At 36.4% G+C, this 18,717-nt stretch carries 21 protein-coding genes; 6 read left to right on the top strand and 15 right to left on the bottom strand.

What is annotated here, in order from left to right; translation table 11 throughout:
• Window positions 1-185 precede the first annotated feature (185 nt).
• The gene (locus tag ACUXZ4_RS05705; protein ID WP_464972262.1) at window positions 186-971 is read left to right on the top strand and encodes an IclR family transcriptional regulator; all 786 of its coding nucleotides are present in this window, start codon (window positions 186-188) and stop codon (window positions 969-971) included.
• 32 nt (window positions 972-1,003) lie between these two features.
• Here ACUXZ4_RS05705 and ulaR read toward each other — a convergent pair whose 3' ends face one another.
• Entirely contained in the window at window positions 1,004-1,753 is a 750-nt protein-coding gene (ulaR, locus tag ACUXZ4_RS05700; protein WP_464972261.1) for an HTH-type transcriptional regulator UlaR, read from the bottom strand.
• A gap of 106 nt (window positions 1,754-1,859) precedes the next feature.
• Window positions 1,860-2,951 carry an L-ascorbate 6-phosphate lactonase gene (gene ulaG / locus ACUXZ4_RS05695; RefSeq protein ID WP_464972260.1) on the bottom strand — a complete coding sequence of 364 codons (1,092 nt, stop codon included), beginning with the start codon at window positions 2,949-2,951 and terminating at the stop codon, window positions 1,860-1,862.
• Between the two features lie 371 nt (window positions 2,952-3,322).
• Between ulaG and ACUXZ4_RS05690 the strand changes: the two genes are divergently transcribed.
• The 4 genes from ACUXZ4_RS05690 to ACUXZ4_RS05675 all read left to right on the top strand — a co-directional run bounded on the left by ACUXZ4_RS05690 (window position 3,323) and on the right by ACUXZ4_RS05675 (window position 7,836).
• Window positions 3,323-5,116, top strand: coding sequence for a PTS ascorbate-specific subunit IIBC (locus ACUXZ4_RS05690; RefSeq protein ID WP_464972259.1), 1,794 nt, complete (start codon window positions 3,323-3,325; stop codon window positions 5,114-5,116).
• A 61-nt stretch (window positions 5,117-5,177) separates the two neighbouring features.
• Complete coding sequence (locus tag ACUXZ4_RS05685; RefSeq protein WP_464972258.1) at window positions 5,178-5,648, top strand: PTS sugar transporter subunit IIA; 471 nt, start codon at window positions 5,178-5,180, stop codon at window positions 5,646-5,648.
• Between the two features lie 56 nt (window positions 5,649-5,704).
• Window positions 5,705-6,382 (top strand): 3-keto-L-gulonate-6-phosphate decarboxylase UlaD, encoded by a 678-nt coding sequence (locus ACUXZ4_RS05680; protein ID WP_464972257.1) that lies wholly within the window; start codon window positions 5,705-5,707, stop codon window positions 6,380-6,382.
• Window positions 6,383-6,624: 242 nt separating this feature from the next.
• Window positions 6,625-7,836 carry an aromatic amino acid transporter gene (locus ACUXZ4_RS05675; RefSeq protein WP_464972256.1) on the top strand — a complete coding sequence of 404 codons (1,212 nt, stop codon included), beginning with the start codon at window positions 6,625-6,627 and terminating at the stop codon, window positions 7,834-7,836.
• A 29-nt stretch (window positions 7,837-7,865) separates the two neighbouring features.
• Here the strand turns inward: ACUXZ4_RS05675 and ACUXZ4_RS05670 are convergent, their stop codons facing one another.
• Window positions 7,866-8,138, bottom strand: coding sequence for a YcgL domain-containing protein (locus ACUXZ4_RS05670; RefSeq protein ID WP_464972255.1), 273 nt, complete (start codon window positions 8,136-8,138; stop codon window positions 7,866-7,868).
• An 85-nt stretch (window positions 8,139-8,223) separates the two neighbouring features.
• Here ACUXZ4_RS05670 and sfsA point away from each other — a divergent pair, with 85 nt between their 5' ends.
• Window positions 8,224-8,940: a DNA/RNA nuclease SfsA gene (sfsA, locus tag ACUXZ4_RS05665; protein WP_464972254.1), complete on the top strand. Its 717-nt coding sequence runs from the start codon at window positions 8,224-8,226 to the stop codon at window positions 8,938-8,940.
• 206 nt (window positions 8,941-9,146) lie between these two features.
• Here sfsA and kdsA read toward each other — a convergent pair whose 3' ends face one another.
• The 12 genes from kdsA to ACUXZ4_RS05605 form a co-directional block, all read right to left on the bottom strand.
• Window positions 9,147-9,998 (bottom strand): 3-deoxy-8-phosphooctulonate synthase, encoded by an 852-nt coding sequence (gene kdsA / locus ACUXZ4_RS05660; protein ID WP_464972253.1) that lies wholly within the window; start codon window positions 9,996-9,998, stop codon window positions 9,147-9,149.
• A gap of 36 nt (window positions 9,999-10,034) precedes the next feature.
• The gene (locus ACUXZ4_RS05655; protein ID WP_464972252.1) at window positions 10,035-10,853 is read right to left on the bottom strand and encodes a SirB1 family protein; all 819 of its coding nucleotides are present in this window, start codon (window positions 10,851-10,853) and stop codon (window positions 10,035-10,037) included.
• Window positions 10,850-11,734 (bottom strand): peptide chain release factor N(5)-glutamine methyltransferase, encoded by an 885-nt coding sequence (gene prmC, locus ACUXZ4_RS05650; RefSeq protein WP_464972251.1) that lies wholly within the window; start codon window positions 11,732-11,734, stop codon window positions 10,850-10,852. The genes ACUXZ4_RS05655 and prmC overlap by 4 nt, the downstream gene beginning before the upstream one ends.
• A complete protein-coding gene (locus ACUXZ4_RS05645) occupies window positions 11,731-12,282 on the bottom strand; it encodes an RDD family protein (protein WP_464972250.1) in 552 nt (183 codons plus the stop codon). Before ACUXZ4_RS05645 ends, prmC begins: the two co-directional genes overlap by 4 nt.
• Before the next feature lie 54 nt (window positions 12,283-12,336).
• On the bottom strand, window positions 12,337-13,419 hold the full coding sequence (gene prfA, locus ACUXZ4_RS05640; RefSeq protein WP_464972249.1) for a peptide chain release factor 1: 1,083 nt from the start codon (window positions 13,417-13,419) through the stop codon (window positions 12,337-12,339).
• A 76-nt stretch (window positions 13,420-13,495) separates the two neighbouring features.
• Window positions 13,496-14,158 (bottom strand): hypothetical protein, encoded by a 663-nt coding sequence (locus tag ACUXZ4_RS05635; RefSeq protein ID WP_464972248.1) that lies wholly within the window; start codon window positions 14,156-14,158, stop codon window positions 13,496-13,498.
• Between the two features lie 11 nt (window positions 14,159-14,169).
• Window positions 14,170-14,673: a GNAT family N-acetyltransferase gene (locus ACUXZ4_RS05630; protein WP_464972247.1), complete on the bottom strand. Its 504-nt coding sequence runs from the start codon at window positions 14,671-14,673 to the stop codon at window positions 14,170-14,172.
• Window positions 14,663-14,956, bottom strand: coding sequence for an AbrB/MazE/SpoVT family DNA-binding domain-containing protein (locus ACUXZ4_RS05625; protein WP_464972246.1), 294 nt, complete (start codon window positions 14,954-14,956; stop codon window positions 14,663-14,665). Before ACUXZ4_RS05625 ends, ACUXZ4_RS05630 begins: the two co-directional genes overlap by 11 nt.
• Window positions 14,957-15,137: 181 nt before the next feature.
• A complete protein-coding gene (locus tag ACUXZ4_RS05620) occupies window positions 15,138-15,395 on the bottom strand; it encodes a YkgJ family cysteine cluster protein (protein WP_464972245.1) in 258 nt (85 codons plus the stop codon).
• The gene (locus tag ACUXZ4_RS05615; protein ID WP_464972244.1) at window positions 15,383-17,167 is read right to left on the bottom strand and encodes a DNA repair protein; all 1,785 of its coding nucleotides are present in this window, start codon (window positions 17,165-17,167) and stop codon (window positions 15,383-15,385) included. Before ACUXZ4_RS05615 ends, ACUXZ4_RS05620 begins: the two co-directional genes overlap by 13 nt.
• 62 nt (window positions 17,168-17,229) lie before the next feature.
• Window positions 17,230-18,315, bottom strand: a complete 1,086-nt coding sequence (locus ACUXZ4_RS05610) for a chemotaxis protein (RefSeq protein ID WP_464972243.1) — start codon at window positions 18,313-18,315, stop codon at window positions 17,230-17,232.
• A gap of 13 nt (window positions 18,316-18,328) precedes the next feature.
• Complete coding sequence (locus tag ACUXZ4_RS05605) at window positions 18,329-18,715, bottom strand: DNA repair protein (RefSeq protein ID WP_464972242.1); 387 nt, start codon at window positions 18,713-18,715, stop codon at window positions 18,329-18,331.
• Window positions 18,716-18,717: the final 2 nt, after the last annotated feature.

Raw genomic sequence — 18,717 nt, 5'->3', positions numbered from 1 at the left:
TTTCGTTTCATAAATTACGCTTAGTTAGGTTTAAAGTCAATTGTAGCCCTAAAATAAAAAACCTTTAAAATCATACAATTATTATTTATTTTTCAATTTTGTGAACTAGATCACAAAAATAAATCAAATCATTTCATATTATGGAACCCTACAACAATATATAAAAAATACGAGGGAGAAGTACCATGTCTGAAGAAAAATGCAATGGAAACCAGAGTTTAATCAGAGGATTACGTTTAATTGAGTTACTCAGTAATTTTCCCAACGGTTGCCCATTAGCACAAATATCTGAAATCTCAGGCTTAAATAAAAGTACTGCACATCGTTTACTACAAGGGTTACAAAATGAAGGCTTTGTTCAACCCGCTAGCACAGCAGGAAGCTATCGTTTAACAACAAAATGTCTTGGTTTAGGTCAGAAAACCCTATCTTCTCTTAACATTATCAATGTGGCAGCACCCTATTTGGAAAAACTCAATCTCACTTTAGGCGAAACTGTTAATTTCTCAAAACGAGAACAAGATCACGCCATTATGATTTATAAGCTTGAGCCCACCACAGGCATTATGAAAACGAGAGCTTATATTGGGCAGCATTTACATCTCTATTGCTCAGCGATGGGCAAACTCTATCTGGCTTATGAAAAGGAACGCCATTATTTAAGTAAATATTGGCATTCACACCGCGAAATTATTGCCCCATTGACCGCCAATACGGTGACGCAAATGGATATGATGGAAAAAGAATTACTCGAAATTCGCCAAGAACAGTTCGCAATGGATAGAGAAGAAAATGAGCTTGGTGTCGTGTGTATCGCTGCACCAGTGTTCGATTACTTACATAATGTGGATTATGCAGTGTCCGTTTCTATGTCCATTTATAAACTAAAACAATATGGTATTCATTTCTTCTTAGACGAAATTAAACAAACTGCGCAGGATATTTCAAAGGAATTAGGGTATTTAGGCTAATATGACGCAAATATAAAGGGACCTCTGTCCCTTTATGCCAAAATCACATCTAAGCCTTTTTGTTTCAATTGTTGAATAATTTCGGGATCGGCTTCTCTTCCAGTCACAAGCATATCAATATGCTGAATGTCACTGAATAACATCCCCATTTGCTTACCTAACTTTGAGCTATCAAGCAATACAACCAATTTACCGACTTTCGATAACATTCTTTGTTCCGAATTCGCAATCAACATATCGGTTTTATACAACCCCTCTGCCGTAATGCCTCTGCCACTGGTAAACATAATATTTGCCGCATACATCGACTCCGCATCGCTACTGATAGACAAAGTAACTGCTTGATTTTTATGATATTGCCCACCAATGATCACAACATCATCATGATCATTTTCAATTAAATAATTAGCAAGAGGAAGAAAATGTGTAATAATTTGCACATCACGACCACAAAGGCAACTACCAAGCATTTTCATAGTGCTACCACAGGTCAAAATAACACTTTCTCCTCCAACACAAAGTTTTGCGGCAGCTTCTGCGATACGTTGTTTTTCTTCCGCATTCGTTGTTGGTGTATTCGTTAAAGTGCGGTGTATTTTTGATGAGATTTTTTCTGCACCATTACGCACTTTTTTCAATCTGCCCTGCTCACTCAATTTGGTAATATCACGACGTGCTGTTGCTGGCGACACACCTAACAACTCAATAATGTCCTGAGTAGAAAGTGCAGTTCGTTCTTCTAATAATGTTAATAATTGTCGGTGACGATAATTTTCGTTCATTATTTATCATTCCTTAATTGACGAGATATTATTCCATCAATAATGAACAAATAAGCTATGCCTAAAATAGAAAAATGAAGGGCGTATGAGATACGCCCCCATTAAATTACAGCATTGATTTAAATTGAATATTTGGTTCTTGTTCGAAGCAATCATCGAATCCACGAGGGTGATGATATTCAATTAAATCTTTGTCCTGTGGATAAACATATTTGCCGCCCACTTCCCAAATAAATGGATGGAATTTGTATTGTAAGCGGTCTTTACGCATACGCCATAAATCAATGATTTCTTGCGTACTTGCCATAAAGTTTGTCCAAATATCATGATGTACAGGAATAATCACGTTACAACGTAAACATTCAGCCATTCTTAATAAATCCACTGATGTCATTTTATCTGCAATACCCACAGGGTTTTCGCCGTAGTTATTTAATGCAACATCAATATCAAATTGTTTACCATGTTTTGCAAACTGAATTGAATAATGAGAGTCTGCACCATGATAAATATTACCGCCTGGTGTTTTGAATACATAGTTTACAGCTTTACGTCCCATTTCTTCATCTGATGGGCAAAGACCTGCTAATTCACCACCTTGTTCTTCTGCACCTTCAACTGGTAATGTCACTAAACAAGTGCGGTCAAAAGAATCTAATGCGTGGATCTCAACGTCTTTTAATTTCACTACGTCGCCTGGTTTCACCACAATAATACGCTCTTCAGGCACGCCCCATTTTTTCCATAATTCAGCACAATGCCAAGGACCCACAAATTTCACATGATCCAATTTCGGATTATTGACAATTGCCGCCGCCACATTCACATCAATATGATCACTGTGATAGTGAGAAGCTAAAATGAAGTCCACTTCATTAATCGCAAATGGATCTAACACCATAGGTTGTGCACGTAAGTTTGGTTGTAATTTACGTACACCCGCCATATTTGCCATTTGGTGACCACGCACCATGTCTTTCACTTTTTTAGTGGATTTACCGCGACCACACCATAAATCCATACAGATATTTGCACCAGCAGGAGTTTTAATCCACACGCCCACACAGCCTAGCCACCACATTGCGAAGTTGCCTTCTGGCACGACTTCGTTTTCAATTTCTTCATTTAACCATGTGCCCCACTCTGGAAAAGTAGAAAGGATCCAACTTTCACGAGTAATTTCACTAATTTTGCTCATCGCTAACTCCTAAAATATAAAATGGAATGAAATAATCAAAAGCAATCATATATAATCAAAAATAATAACTCAACATAAAAAAATGAATTTTGTGATCTTGATCTAATTTTTTATGTTTTTCTTTCTTTTATATGAGATCATCAATAGATAAAGCTTTCTTCAAAAGTGCGGTGGAAAAATCAATATTTTTTCAAATATGATAAAATAAAATGTGACATCGCTCACAAATAATCAAATTAAATCTTTTTTAATCTTTATAAATTGATATTATTCATTCCGCAATCTTCCATTTCTGGAAAATGATTTTATGGCAAGTAAATAAGTGCCATCAGTTATTATTAATATATCAACACATAATAAGAGGTAATCTTATGGAAATGCTAACCGATTTTCTGCTCTTTCTAAAAGATCAGGTATTGAATAAAGCACCATTCTTACTAGGTATTGTAGCCTGCTTAGGCTATATTCTTTTGAAAAAAGACACCACAACTGTTGTGAAAGGAACCATCAAAACTATTGTTGGTTTTATGATTGTACAAGCGGGTTCTGGTTTCCTTGTTTCTAACTTTAAACCTGTTATTGAAGGTTTATCTAAATTCCACAACCTTACAGGTGCGGTAATCGATCCATACACCAGTATGCAAGCGACAATTCAAACCATGGCAGATAACTATGCTTGGGTGGGTTATGCAGTCATCGGCGCGCTATTCTTAAACATCTTATTAGTGGTATTTAGACGCTTTACTGGTATCCGTACCATTATGCTTACTGGTCATATTATGTTCCAACAAGCCGGTCTTGTTGCAGTATTCTATATGATTATCGGCGCGTCAATGTGGGAAACGATTATTTATACCTCTGTATTAATGGCATTATATTGGGGTATTTCTTCTAATATTATGTACAAACCAACGCAAGCAGTAACTGGTGGTGCAGGTTTCTCTATTGGTCACCAACAACAAATCGCTTCTTGGATTGCTGTTAAATTAGCACCAAAACTTGGTGATAAAAATGACAGCGTAGATAATATGAAATTACCAAAATGGTTACATATTTTCCACGACAGTATTTCTGCAACTGCGTTAGTAATGACCATCTTCTTTGGTATCATCTTACTCTCATTCGGCTTTGACAACTTACAAACTATGGCGGGCAAAACCCATTGGTTTATGTACATCTTAGAAATGGGCTTGAAATTTGCGGTAGCAATTCAAATCATCGTAACGGGTGTACGTATGTTCGTTGCTGAACTTTCAGAAGCATTCAAAGGTATTTCTGAACGCTTAATTCCAAACTCTGTATTAGCGATTGACTGTGCGGCGATTTACGCCTTCTCTCCAAATGCAATGGTATTCGGTTTTATGTGGGGTGCAATCGGTCAGTTCGTTGCAGTAGGTTTATTACTTGGCTTTAGCTCACCAATCCTCATCATCCCAGGCTTTATCCCAATGTTCTTCTCTAACGCAACCATTGGTGTATTTGCAAACCAATTTGGTGGTTGGAAAGCTGTGATGAAAATCTGTTTTATTATGGGTATGGTTGAAGTATTAGGTTCTGCTTGGGTTATCCAAATGTTAGCAAGCCAAGGTACTGTGTTCAATGGCTGGATGGGTATGGCAGACTGGGCATTATTCTTCCCTCCGATCCTACAAGGTATCATCAGCGTACCAGGTTTCTTCTTCATCATTGTGGCTTTAGCAGTAGTTTATATGGCGTCTGCGTCAAAAAGATTACGTGCTGAAGAAGCAGAAGCTGCAGCAAAAGGTTTAACACTTGAACAATTAGATGGTTACGGCTTAGATGAAGTTGCTCAAGCAGCTGAAAAAGAAGTAAAAGTTGAAACTGTGGTTAATACCAATGCTGATGTAAAACCAATCCGTATCTTAGCAGTTTGCGGTTCAGGTCAAGGTTCATCAATGATGATGAAAATGAAAATCAAAGGCTACTTAGATAAACATGGCGTACCAAATGTGATGGATTCTTGCGCAGTAACTGATTACAAAGGCAAATTAAACGAAGTTGATATCATCGTATCTTCTCGCCACCTTGCTGATGAAATTGAAGTAGGTGAAGGCAAATCAGTACTTGGTGTACAAAATATGTTAAATCCAAACTCATTTGGTGACGAGCTCATCGCTCTCATTAAAAAACATCAACAACAATAAAAGATATGAATATTATGTAGGACCTATATAATAGGTCCTCTTTATTCCCAAAGGACGATATATGAATTTAAAACAAGCTCTGATTGAAAATAACTCAATCAAATTAAATCAATCTGCCAATAACTGGCAAGAAGCAATCAAAATTGGTACAGATATGTTAGTTGCTTCTGGTGCTATTGAAACACGTTATCATGATCGCATTATCCAATGCATTAATGAAATGGGACCTTATATTATTCTTGCACCAGGCTTAGCAATGCCGCATGCTCGCCCAGAAGATGGCGTAAATCGCACAGCCTTTGCGTTGGTAACATTAGAAAAGCCGGTTTATTTTGAAGGTGAAGACGAAGGTGTTGATGTCTTCTTAACACTTGCAGGTAGCGATTCTGACCAACATATGCAAGGTTTAATGGAAATCACACAAGTACTTGATGATCCTGACAGTGAAACTGGTGTTGATTTAGATAAAATTCGTCGCTGCAAAACAGCAGAAGAAGTTTATGCAGTGATTGATGCAGCATTAAACCAATAAAACTCAGCAAAAATTAACCGCACTTTTATACAAAATATTTTAGAAGGAAAAATAAAATGTCTAAACCTTTACTTCAAATTGCACTTGATTCTTTAAGTTTAGAAAAAGCCGTCGCTGATGCGAAACAAGCAGAAAGCGTAGTAGAAATTATTGAAGTTGGCACAATCTTAGCTTGCGCAGAAGGTATGAAAGCAGTGAGCACATTACGTGCTTTACACCCAAATCATATTTTAGTTTGCGATTTAAAAACTACTGACGGCGGTGCTATTTTAGCTAAAATGGCATTTGACGCAGGCGCTGACTGGTTGACAGTTTCGGCAGCAGCACATCCAGCAACGAAAGCGGCTTGTAAAAAAGTAGCTGATGATTTCAACGCAGCAAACCCATACTTAAAAGTGAAAAAAGAAATTCAAATCGAAATTTATGGTAACTGGACTTTTGAAGATGCGAAAGAATGGGTTGATTTAGGCGTTAAACAAGCGATTTATCACCGTTCTCGCGATGCCGAATTAGCAGGCAAAGGTTGGACTGATGAAGATATTGAAAAAATGAAACGTCTTGAAGAGATTGGCTTAGAACTGTCAATTACTGGCGGTATCGTTCCTGAAGAAATTCATTTATTCAAAGAAATCAAAAATGCGAAAGTCTTTATCGCAGGTCGTGCTTTAGTAGGCGAAAAAGGCAAAGCAACAGCGAATGCAATTCGTGCTGAAATCGACAAATATTGGGCATAATCAGACCAATTTTTACCAAACGCTTAGCTAAAGCTAAGCGTTTTATTTTATCGATTAAATACAAAACTAAGGTCTCAATTAAAATTTATAAAAATTACACCGCGGTTTAGTATATTATTTTAAATTTTCCTCAGTTTTATCCTCAATATCAGAAAAAATCACTCTTTTTTAATTACAATTACAAAACTTATCGCTAAAATGGTAACTCTTTTTTTATCGATTTTATACTTAAGGAGCCTTTAATGAAAAATAAAACGTTAGGTAGTGCTTTAATCATTGCTGGCACAACCATCGGTGCGGGAATGTTAGCAATGCCACTCACATCGGCCGGCATGGGCTTCGGTTTTACCTTATTACTTTTAGTGGGATTATGGCTTGTTTTAGCCTATACAGGACTATTATTTGTTGAAGTTTATCAAACAGCAAAACAAAAAGACGATGGTGTCGCCACCTTAGCCGAACAATATTTTGGCTTATTTGGTCGCGCCCTTTCTACCATTAGCTTATTAGTGTTGTTATATGCACTCTCTGCTGCCTATATTACGGGAGGTGGTTCATTGCTTTCTGGTTTACTGCCAGATTTAGGCGACAACACATCCAAAATCGCCATTATTTTATTTACTGCGGTATTAGGCACCTTCGTTGTAGTTGGCACTAAAGGGGTGGATGGCATTACTCGCCTACTATTTATGGGGAAACTCATTGCTTTTGCCTTTGTATTATTAATGATGTTACCGAAAGTGGCATTTGAAAATCTATTGGCATTACCCTTAGATTACGCTTTCGTTATTTCAGCAACCCCAATTTTCTTCACCTCTTATGGTTTCCATATTGTAATGGGTACCATTAATAGTTACTTAGATGGTGATGTAAAACGCTTCCGTCGTGCCGTATTTATTGGTACTGCTATTCCATTATGTGCCTATTTATTGTGGCAACTAGCCACTCATGGCGTACTAAGCCAAAATGAATTTATGAACATTTTGAAAGCTGATCCAACTTTAAACGGATTAGTGAATGCCACACGTCAAATTACTGGTAGCAATCTATTAGGCGAAGTAGTACGCATTTTCTCATCTTTAGCACTCATTACTTCTTTCCTAGGTGTTATGTTGGGAGTATTTGAAGGTTTAGGCGATTTATTCAAACGCTTTAATCTTCCTGCAAACCGCTTAACATTAAGTATCGCCGCATTTACGCCGCCATTGGCATTTGCGTTATTCTATCCAAATGGCTTTATTGCCGCTTTAGGTTATGCGGGTTTAATTTGTGCATTCTATCTATTAATTTTACCGGTAGGATTAGCTTGGCGTGCACGTCAACAACACCCAAATCTGCCATATCGTGTTGTCGGAGGCAATGCTGCGCTGATTATTGGTTTGTTATTAGGCATTATTATTATGATTATTCCATTCTTAATTGAGGCAGGCTATTTACCAACAGTAGCTGGATAATCTATCTTTTCAGAACAAAAAAGTGCGGTTTATTTCACCGCACTTTTTTTATGAAGTTCCAACAGATTTTCTTCCTGTTGAGGCATTTGCAAATAAAAACCTTGTTGTTCAATTTTTTGCATAACTTCTTCATTATCCGCTTGACGTAATGCTTTCTGACCTTTCAAATTAAACAGCATTACAAAAATGGGCGTCCCAAAAAGCTCGCGCAAAACCTGTGGCACCATATCAAATTGATCTCGCTTGGCAACGTACAAATACATTCCCTCTTTTTTCTTACTTTTATAAATTGCACATAACATAACTTTACCTCAAATTAAAACGCTTGCGAGAATAACAGAAATCATTACAATGCACAGCAACTTTTTAGCTTAACAAGGAAAAATCATGCAACTGCCTGCAATGCAATCTGCAAAACTTATTCGCCGCTATAAACGCTTTTTAACAGATATTGAACTCAATAATGGCGAAACCTTAACGATTCATTGTGCCAATACTGGCGCAATGACAGGCTGTGGTGAAAAAGGCGATACAATTTGGTATTCCGATTCAGGCAGTGAAACCCGCAAATATCCTCATTCGTGGGAATTAACACAGTTGGCGAATGGTCAATTGGTTTGTATTAACACCCACCGTTCTAACCAATTAGTTTATGAAGCTCTGCAAAATAAACAAATCAAAGAACTGGCTATGTACGATCACATTTTTCCAGAAGTAAAATATGGCGAAGAAAACAGTCGAATTGATTTTTTACTCAAAGGTGATGGTCTGCCTGATTGCTATGTGGAAGTAAAATCCATCACCTTAGTAAAAAACAATATTGGTATGTTTCCTGATGCAGTTACAACCAGAGGACAAAAACACGTGCGTGAATTATTGGCGATGAAAAAGCAAGGTCATCGTGCTGTCGTGCTTTTTGCCGGATTACATAATGGATTTGATTGCTTCAAAATCGCAGAATACATTGATCCTGAGTACGATCGCTTATTAAAAGAGGCTGTGAAACAAGGCGTAGAAGCCCTTGCTTATGCCGGAGAATTTGAAATTTCTAACGGAATTCCCACCGCACTTTCCTTAACGCAGGCGGTTTCTTGGGTAAAATAAAAATTATTTGAGAATAATTCTTATTTATTACTTGACTTTGTTATTGAGAATAACTATCATTAGCTCATTCCAAAACAATAATAGATAATCACTCCAACATTTCATGCCGCTTTCCCCCACAACAAGCGGCATTTTTTTATGCATAAAAAACGAAAAAAATGCACCGCACTTAAAAATAAAGGGAAGATAATATCTTCCCTCTTTGCTTATTTTGAAGTATCTAATTCAGGAAAAGATTTCACTAAATCATCTACAGCTTTTATTTGGCTCACAAAACCTTCAAGCGCTGAAAGTGGTAACGCTGATGGGCCATCACATTTCGCGTTATTTGGATCTGGATGAGCTTCAAGGAATAATCCAGCCAAACCAACAGCCATACCCGCTCGCGCAAGTTCTGTCACTTGAGCACGACGACCACCAGAAGCTGCACCAAACGGATCGCGGCATTGTAAAGAATGGGTGACATCAAAAATCACAGGACAACCTTTGGACACTTGCTTCATCACGCTAAAACCAAGCATATCAACGATTAAGTTATCATAACCAAAGTTCGTACCACGATCACATAAAATCACTTTGTCGTTGCCACATTCTTCAATTTTTTCAACGATATTGCCCATTTGCCCCGGACTTAAGAATTGTGGTTTTTTCACGTTAATCACAGCACCAGTACGCGCCATCGCTTCCACTAAATCGGTTTGACGTGCTAAAAAAGCAGGTAATTGAATCACATCAACCACTTCTGCCACTGGCTGACATTGATAGATTTCATGCACATCGGTAATAATTTTCACTCCAAAAGTGTCTTTGAGTTCTTGAAAAATTTTTAATCCTTGTTCCATTCCTGGACCACGATAAGAATGGATCGAAGAACGATTAGCTTTGTCAAATGAGGCTTTGAACACATAAGGTACGCCCAATTTTTGCGTCACTTCGACATATTTTTCACAGACGGCCATTGCCATATCACGACTTTCTAACACATTCATACCACCAAACAATACAAATGGCTTGTCGTTAGCAACAGCAATATTTCCAATATTAATTACTTTGTTCATTGTTTTTTCCTCTTTAATCATCGTTCTCACGATAGTTTAATGTAACAAATCTTTCTCTAATTCTTTCTTCATCTCAGGTAGCTGAGATAACAACAGAAAAGCGGTGGGATCTTCTGGGCATTTATCCACAAAATATTGCAAATCATCTATTGCAGCATGATAAGCACCCATTTGTGCTAAAACCAAGCCACGATCACGACGTTCATAAGGATCATCTGGCTCCCCCCTCCATTTGGACATGGTTAAACGTCGTTCAATATATTTAAATGCTTGCGAATTTAATTCCTCTCGAATTAAACAATTTTTTGCGACCTGTGCAAAGCGTTCAATTAAATCTCTTGAAGGCGCAATATCAAGTTCCTCTGTACTCAACTCAACGCCAAACCCCATAGCACCTTCATATAATTTCTGCAATTTTTCTTGTGAAATATATTGCCCATTCCAAGGATCGATAAATGCAGTTTCACTATCCACATCAACACGCAAAATCAATTGTGTTGGGAACATCACAGGAAAAATAGGCAAATCTAATTTGTCTGCTAAATATAATAAAATGCTACCCAAACTCACTGGCATGCCTTTTTTCTCGCGCAAGACATAGTTTAAATACAGATTTTGCGAGTAAAAATAACCTTCTGGATCGCAACCAAATCCCCAGTCACCATACATTAATTGCAATAATTTATGGACTTTTACTTTCACATCATCATCTTCAGGAATGGCTTTACGCGCACGACGAACAAGAGTCCCCATCGCCCTTCTAATCTTGCCTAATTCTTTTCCATCATCAAAGCCCGTCAGCAAATAAAAGGCTTCTAATTCAATATATAGCGCTTGTTTATTATATTCTTTCATACTGCTAATTTTGCTAGAGTTACTCGCTCATTGTCGCCATAATCTTTTGCTGTTGCAACCTTTTCCCATAAATTCTGTGAAAAAAAGGACCGCACTTTTTCCCCTTGCTGCCAACCATGTTCAAGTAATAACCAACCTTCAGGTTTCAAATAATTAGGTGCTTGCGCAATGATATGACGCAAATCCGCATAGCCTTGCTCATCGGCAATCAAAGCGCTTAATGGTTCAAAACGCACATCGCCTTGTTGTAAATGGCTATCTTGCGGGGCAATATAAGGCGGATTACTGACGATGACATCAAATTTTCCCTTCACATTCTCAAACCATGAACTTTGCAAAAAGGTCACTTCATCTAATTGATTTCGTTGTGCATTTTGTTTAGCCAATTCAACAGCACCAGCAATCAAATCCACACCAAAAATCTTACATTTTACACCGCACTTTTTCATCTCAGCCGCAATGGCTAAAGCAATAGCACCAGTTCCCGTCCCCAGATCTAACAATTTGATTTCACCATCAAAGTGCGGTGAATTTTGACGAAGTTTTATTACACCTAAAGCCTGCTCCACAAGTATTTCTGTATCAGGACGAGGAATTAGCGTATCAGGAGACACTTTTAAATTTAATGACCAAAATTCCGTCTCACCTAAAATATATGCCATCGGCTCGCCTTGGCTGCGACGTTGTAAAAGTGCGGTCAAATTTTGCAACGTTTTTTCTTCCAACACTGTTTCAGCAAAAGCCATAATCTGAGATTGAGATTTTTTAGTCACAAATTGCAATAACAAAGTGGCATCCAATTTCGCATTCAAATAAGGATCATTTTTCAGATTTTCTAATAAAAATTGTTTGGCATGAGCGAGCCATTGTTGATAGTTCATTTAATTTTAATCTCTTTTAAAACAATCACATCATCCGTATCCAGATATGCACTTAAATCCACACTTTCTCTACCACGTAATAAATCAATCAATTTAAAAATAAACTTGAAAAATAACACCATATAGAAAAGGGCGGAGGTGAGATAGGCAACCAACAGATAAAAAGCTTTGATTTCTCGCCAAATATAATTACCAAAGGACAATTTATCCTCTGAATTTCGGAGACTCACATGAATTTTCATCATTTTTTTACCTAAAGTTTGTCCCCATATTTTCATCAAAATTAATTGAAATAACACATAACACAGAAAGGCGATAAATCCTGCTCGCGCAATAGGGATAAAGATCTTAAAAAGATGAACAAATAGAAATAAAAAGAAAAGATTGAGTAACACCGCTGATAAACGTTCAAAAAAAGTGGCTGTTCGATATCTCACTTGTGGTGCAACATCATCCTGTTTTAGCCTATGAATATTACTATTAAATTCAATGGTATTCTTAGATTGTTTCTTTCTTGTTTTGGGATTTTCTACCAGCATTGCTGCCATATCCTTTATTAACCAAAAGGACAGGAATAATGCCTGTCCTCTGGATATTTCAACTTAACTATTTTCTGACAGTGCAGCCAATTGATCAGCTTGATATTCTGTCACAATCGGCTGAATCAGCTCATCTAAATTCCCATCCATAATGGCAGGTAAGGAATAAAGTGTTAAGTTAATGCGGTGATCATTGACGCGGTTTTCTTTGTAGTTGTAAGTACGGATTTTATCAGAACGGTCGCCCGACCCCAATAAATTACGTCTTGTATCCGCTTGCTCAGCAGCTTGACGTTCCTGCTCAACTTGAACAATACGCGAAGCCAATACAGATAACGCCTTGGCTTTATTTTTATGCTGTGAACGCTCGTCCTGACATTCCACCACAATCCCCGTTGGAATATGGGTAATACGCACCGCAGAATCCGTTGTATTTACGTGCTGACCACCTGCACCTGATGAACGGTAAGTATCAATACGCAAATCTGATGGATTAATTTCTGGCAATTCACTTTCTGGCAATTCAGGCATAACTGCAACAGTACAAGCCGAAGTATGCACACGCCCTTGCGACTCAGTTTTTGGCACGCGTTGTACACGATGACCGCCAGATTCAAATTTCAAACGACCATACACTGCTTCGCCCGAAATTTTAACAATGATTTCTTTATATCCACCTTGCTCACTTTCATTGGCACTCAAGGTTTCTACTCGCCAGCCTTTACTTTCTGCATAACGGCTATACATACGATATAAATCGCCCGCAAAAATCCCAGCTTCATCACCACCCGTTCCCGCACGCACCTCTAAATACGCGTTATATTCATCATTTGGATCTTTCGGCAGCAATAAGATTTGTAATTGTTGCTCAACTTGCTCGATTTCCGCTTTACATTCTTCAATTTCAAGTTGCGCCATTTCTTTCATATCAGGATCATCAAGCAACATTTCAGCTTCTTCGATATTAGAATTAAGCTGCGTCCAACGTGCAAAGGCTTTCACCACATCTTCTAATTGGGAATATTCCTTTGAGTAAGCGCGAAATTTATCTTGATCACTAATCACCGAAGCATCACCCAACAAGGCTTCCAGCTCCTCGTGACGCTCCTTCAAACTGTCTAATTTCGTAATAATACTGGCTTTCATCAATTAACCTGTCATTTTGCTAATAAAAAAATCGGCGTATTTTAGCATAGATTTAGATTGGTATAAATATGATGAACTAGTTATTCACTACTGGATAAAATGGCTTGCCCCAATCAATTTCAGCATGATGTTGCAACATAATATTCAACATTGCGGGAATTAATAACGACAAAATATTGCAACCGTCTCGCAGCTGTTCACGATTAACTCGGCTTTGATAAGTAGCTCCACCATGTATAATTTGATTGCGTAGAGTGTATAAACGACCAAACATTACATCCAAAATTCGCTCTGTTTTTTGAGCTTCTAAAGCAGACAAGAAGCGCTCACGCTCTTTCATTTCTTCGATTAAATATTGTTTTTCCGTTATTTTTTGGTTATGAAAATCCCAAAAAGGCTGGAATACAAATTTATTGTTAATCCACAAGCGAATAGATTGAGAAAATTTCAGCCAAACAAGATTGTACACTGTCTTATCTTCATCAAAAGCACAAATACGAAGCAGAAATTCATTGAAATTGACACGATCCCCAAAATGTTCATCGAGTTCTTTGGCATAGGCTGCGTTAAAAGCAATCCATAACGAAATAAATTTCATATCCAAATCATCTTCTTTCTCTGCTTTTTTCAGCCAACTCAAAGCGCGGTGCATTCGTAAAGAAAAATTATCCGAAAGTGCTTTAGTTTCACGAAGTTGCTTAAATTTCTCGGTTAAAGTAATAGTGTTGAGATAATTCATTTGAGATCCTTTTAGAATAAAGATTTGATTGTATTAAATGGCAAAATAAGCGACAAAGGTCTATCAATTAAAGGAACAGCACCAAAAGATTGGTACCAGCTTGCTACTTTTTGATCTTTGGCTTCAATAAATAACCCAATTCCGCCAACCTGATCCGCGACTAACATACAGCGTTGAGCCGCTTTTAGTAAAAGCTGCCCCCCTACCCCATTGCCTTGAACGTTTTTAGAAACAGCTAATCTAGCAAGGGTAAAAAGAGGAATTTGATGAGAACCTAAACGTTTTGCTAAAGTATCAGGCAATGTTTTGGGCGAAATTGAATTTAGCGTAATCGTATAAAAACCTAAAATTTGCTCTGAATTATTATCAATTGCCACATAGGTTTTAGATGTGCTTCTTTCGTGAGATTGGCGAGCGTATTTACTAAGAAAGTCATTGAGTTGTGCGTTACCACAATCAAATTCTTCTCTTTTATGACTTTTACTCAGCTTTTCTTCTCGCCAATTAAAATTCATTATAGCTTTCCTTTAATGCAAGAGCGGCTTTTTTCAAACGTTCATTCGGTGCAGGTGGGTTATCGAGCAACTCACAAATGAGTTCCCAATCTTTTTCAGAAAGCGTTTTTTCTTCAACGACTTGTGCTTTATATACAGGCTCAAAAACCAAACGAGAAAGATCCGAAGATGTAACCAAACGCAGTGAATCTCCTTCAGATAGATTAAATTTAGCAAGAAGCGTTTTAGGCAAACGAATGGCGGTGCTATTTCCCCATTTGCTGATAGTAAGTGATGCTGACATATCAACTCCGTAGATACATTAATAGATACATTGAATTTTATATCAGTAGAAAATTTAGTCAATAAAAAAGTGGGACAAGCCCACTTTATTTACCTAATCATTTCACAGTAACATTTTTAATTCATACAATATTCTTATTTAAACAAGAATTATCAAATTATATTAATATCTACAACTAAGTTTATAGCTTTTCACAAATAGAGATGTTGATTTTGACAAACTCTTCCCAAGTATAAACATCAGATAAGAAATTTTTATAATAGTCTTCAACTCTGCAGACAAGTGGTCTTGTTTCATATATTGTACACAGATTAGTATTTTCATCGAAATATTGGCAAACACCATCGCCACGATCTAAAAAAATGGTTTGTTCACTCAGATTGACTCGGCGACAGCATTTACCACAAGCAGTGCAAGGAAATTGGGTTAGTTTTTGCATTTACTTTTCAAAAAACGACGTATATCGTTAGGATTTCCTGATTGATACGGTAATTCAATGTTTCTGCGTTGAATTTCTTGGTTTAGAATAAAATTACGTTCGAATTCGTTACTGCTAAGAGTGAGAGAATCAGAGAATGCTTTTAATTCTTGAGTATTTAGATTAAACTCAATTTTTGTTAATTCAGTCAGATAGCGATCTAATTCAGCATTGATCTGCTTCATTTTCTCAATACCATATTCTATGGTATCTTTTGGCTTAAATTGATTAAGAAAATTCCAGATTTTTTGTGTGATCTCACTATGTTCAAGGAAGTAAACAAAACCTAAGTTTATAATTCCTGTTACTAAAGCACTTATGAAGGAAGATATGGCTTCTCCAAAAGGGATTGTTAATATAGCAGCTAAATGGCTGTGCAATAGAGTTCCAACTAATGCAGAAATACCTAACCCTAATAATTTAAATGCCTCTCTTAGCAAATCTCCCATAGCTAATCTATTCGGATTAAAAGCAATTAATTTAATGACTCCGATAAGACTATTCCATAGCTCTCGAATCATCTTTCCAATCATTTTTTGGGTCGTTAAAAACGTATTTAGTAACGTAGTATTTAAACTCGATAATGCTCCCCCAATGTAACTATCTTTAAATGTTACTAAAAGATCATTAAACCGTTTTTTTATCTTTTCCCAAATACGCTGAAAAGAAACTGCAATATCTTGCAAAAAAATCTCGAAGTCAAAATTATTTTTATGCTTTTTATAGATTGCAGGTATTTGCTTCCGTAATTCAAACCATACTTCAGCTAATACCATACCAATAGCTTGACGAGCCCCCATTGCCAACCCTTTTTTGTGCATATCTTTTGCAGTAGCAGTAAAAAATTTTGAACTTGTATAGTAAGACCAGTTGATTTTTTGGTTATATTTATCTCTAGCATCTTTCTCTATTTTTTTCATCTTTTCTTCATCAAGATTTTCTAGTATTTCTTTTTTCTTTTTTAAATCTTGAATCTCTTTTTTTATTTTTTCTTTATCTGGTTGAGATAAATCTGAGCATAGTAATTCATTCTCTTTTTTAGTTAACTCATTTTTGAAATTTTCTACTTTCTTATCTCTAACACCTCCTTCTTTGAAGAAGTCTTCAAGAGAATGATCGCTTTTAGCATTGTTGATTACCCAATGAGTAGAAACAAGATTATCATCACAATTAGCCAAACTGACACCATCGATGTCTGCTAATATTCTTCCTAAATCATCGTGAATTTCGCTAGCTGCTACAACGTGATCTAATTCTGTAACATAATTATATTCTTCACCATTTCTTGATTTTTTTACATCATTAGATGATATTTGTTTTCCTGTATAACCATCAACCATTGTTCCTTGATCTTCTTTTTGACGATCTTGCTCTTTTCTATTTGTATATTGCTTACTTTTTTGATGATAATCGTCTTTTTTTATTGCTTTTCCTTTAGAATCAACTTTGATATTACCTTGCTCATCATATTGGATTTTTTTATATGGATCGACATTTCTTCCATTTAAGTCGATTTTTTCGGAAAGATCTTCAGATAAATTAATGTCAGAATAGCCATCATGTTTAATTTGTTTTTGATATTCTCTTGCATTATGAATAGTATCAACATCCCCTCCAGTTTTATCTTCAGCAAATAAAAAATCCAATCCAAACGTAGTTACAAGGGAATTAACCATCGTTTTTTCTAACTCACCTTGCCAATTAAATTCTTTTAAAACTGCATTGTTATTCATAAATTATTCCTTAGTATATTAAGTGTAATTTAGCGAGATATTTCTATCTCGCTAATAAATTATTAACTTCTAGCTAACTTTTTTAGCTCCTCATAAGATCCCTTATGAAGAACTGCTTTTAGTTCATCTTCGTTAATAATTTTCATATTATCCTTATCTAATTCCATTTCAGGAATGCCATCTTTATTTATAATAGCATTTCCTGAGAAGTCGGTTTTCACTTTGAATAAAGGAGTAGTAATAATATCAGTTAAAATAGCAGCAACTTGATATCCATTATCAATTGACAATAATAAAGAATCACTTACAACATCTAAATTTATGCTACCAGATTTTAATAACGTATTGATGGATTTTAACTCTTCAAAGTATTGTTTAAATACAGTGTAAATACGCTCCAATTCTTTATGTAAGCTACTGACATAACTTTCTGTTTCACAAAGATGTTTTGTAGATAAACACATCTTATATATAGCATCTTTAACCTCTGAAGCGTATTTTTCTGCATTTGCTTTTGCTTTTTCAGCATGGCTATTATATGCCCAACCAGCCACGGCAATAATTGGAGCTGCAACAGCAGCGCCTAGCACCATTGCTCCACCAGCCATTCCGAATCCTCCAGCCGCAATAGAGCCGCCACCAATAGCAGCCATAGCGGCATTATGGGCAGCCACACCAGCAAGAGCTGTGATAGGTGTTCCTGTAGAAGCAGCAGCGAAAGCCATTACTCCACCATAGACAGCATAAGCAGCAGCCGTTCCCGCCACAGCTCCAGTAGCTAGTTGTCCAAGATACTCTGTAGCAGAAAGAGAAAGATCTGCAATTTTATCTAATTGATGTTGAGGTAAATTAATTTCTAAATCTTTATTTTGAGATTTTTCTACCTGATTTAATAATTCTTCAGCAATTTCTTGGAAACTCTTAAAATCAACGCCAATCTGTAACTGTAATTCGCCTAATTTATCTAAAGATTTTGTGGTTAATTCACTTTGTTCTTCAAATAAATTTTTATGAATCTCGTATTTATCAGTAGCTCTTTTGGAAATGGCTTCAGCTGCAGATTTAATTTGATAGCCATCATATCCTTTCTTAGCTCCAAAACCTGCGGCAGCGACAGCTGCCCCAGCTAAAATAAATGGTAAAGGCATAGTAAACTCCTAATTAAGATAATAACATTTCAATTTCAACAGATAGAGCAATTTGCTTCTCTACCCAAAATTCTAATTCATTTAAAGTTTCAGGGGAAACATTCAAATGTTTAGCATATGAACTAATTAAGTCTTTCTCATCAAGATGATATTCATTATCAGCGTGAGCAATACCTAATAATTCAAGTAATAAAGAATGTTTTTCTTTATTGGTTGTAAAAATAGTTGATAAGTTAGCTAAATCAACAGAACTTGCTTTAGCATCAGGATTTGCTTGAGATTTTAAAATTTCAAGCATTGCTGTTTCAGCATCAGTTAAATTTGAATCTGCAGCAATAATTTCTTGTGCTAAAGATAATAATACAGACTGTTGCTGTGTATTTAAGTTTTGTACAAACATAG

It is taken from the genome of Reella acinonychis (genome assembly GCF_052828705.1).
The sequence above is the reverse complement of the archived record's forward strand: the minus strand, read 5'-3'. Positions and strand labels throughout refer to the sequence as shown.

Excerpts from the sequence above, each read along its gene's own strand:
- ACUXZ4_RS05705 (WP_464972262.1), top strand. The coding sequence starts at position 186 with ATGTCTGAAGAAAAATGCAATGGAAACCAGAGTTTAATCAGAGGATTA.
- ulaR (WP_464972261.1), bottom strand. The coding sequence starts at position 1,753 with ATGAACGAAAATTATCGTCACCGACAATTATTAACATTATTAGAAGAA.
- ulaG (WP_464972260.1), bottom strand. The coding sequence starts at position 2,951 with ATGAGCAAAATTAGTGAAATTACTCGTGAAAGTTGGATCCTTTCTACT.
- ACUXZ4_RS05690 (WP_464972259.1), top strand. The coding sequence starts at position 3,323 with ATGGAAATGCTAACCGATTTTCTGCTCTTTCTAAAAGATCAGGTATTG.
- ACUXZ4_RS05685 (WP_464972258.1), top strand. The coding sequence starts at position 5,178 with ATGAATTTAAAACAAGCTCTGATTGAAAATAACTCAATCAAATTAAAT.
- ACUXZ4_RS05680 (WP_464972257.1), top strand. The coding sequence starts at position 5,705 with ATGTCTAAACCTTTACTTCAAATTGCACTTGATTCTTTAAGTTTAGAA.
- ACUXZ4_RS05675 (WP_464972256.1), top strand. The coding sequence starts at position 6,625 with ATGAAAAATAAAACGTTAGGTAGTGCTTTAATCATTGCTGGCACAACC.
- ACUXZ4_RS05670 (WP_464972255.1), bottom strand. The coding sequence starts at position 8,138 with ATGTTATGTGCAATTTATAAAAGTAAGAAAAAAGAGGGAATGTATTTG.
- sfsA (WP_464972254.1), top strand. The coding sequence starts at position 8,224 with ATGCAACTGCCTGCAATGCAATCTGCAAAACTTATTCGCCGCTATAAA.
- kdsA (WP_464972253.1), bottom strand. The coding sequence starts at position 9,998 with ATGAACAAAGTAATTAATATTGGAAATATTGCTGTTGCTAACGACAAG.
- ACUXZ4_RS05655 (WP_464972252.1), bottom strand. The coding sequence starts at position 10,853 with ATGAAAGAATATAATAAACAAGCGCTATATATTGAATTAGAAGCCTTT.
- prmC (WP_464972251.1), bottom strand. The coding sequence starts at position 11,734 with ATGAACTATCAACAATGGCTCGCTCATGCCAAACAATTTTTATTAGAA.
- ACUXZ4_RS05645 (WP_464972250.1), bottom strand. The coding sequence starts at position 12,282 with ATGGCAGCAATGCTGGTAGAAAATCCCAAAACAAGAAAGAAACAATCT.
- prfA (WP_464972249.1), bottom strand. The coding sequence starts at position 13,419 with ATGAAAGCCAGTATTATTACGAAATTAGACAGTTTGAAGGAGCGTCAC.
- ACUXZ4_RS05635 (WP_464972248.1), bottom strand. The coding sequence starts at position 14,158 with ATGAATTATCTCAACACTATTACTTTAACCGAGAAATTTAAGCAACTT.
- ACUXZ4_RS05630 (WP_464972247.1), bottom strand. The coding sequence starts at position 14,673 with ATGAATTTTAATTGGCGAGAAGAAAAGCTGAGTAAAAGTCATAAAAGA.
- ACUXZ4_RS05625 (WP_464972246.1), bottom strand. The coding sequence starts at position 14,956 with ATGTCAGCATCACTTACTATCAGCAAATGGGGAAATAGCACCGCCATT.
- ACUXZ4_RS05620 (WP_464972245.1), bottom strand. The coding sequence starts at position 15,395 with ATGCAAAAACTAACCCAATTTCCTTGCACTGCTTGTGGTAAATGCTGT.
- ACUXZ4_RS05615 (WP_464972244.1), bottom strand. The coding sequence starts at position 17,167 with ATGAATAACAATGCAGTTTTAAAAGAATTTAATTGGCAAGGTGAGTTA.
- ACUXZ4_RS05610 (WP_464972243.1), bottom strand. The coding sequence starts at position 18,315 with ATGCCTTTACCATTTATTTTAGCTGGGGCAGCTGTCGCTGCCGCAGGT.
- ACUXZ4_RS05605 (WP_464972242.1), bottom strand. The coding sequence starts at position 18,715 with ATGTTTGTACAAAACTTAAATACACAGCAACAGTCTGTATTATTATCT.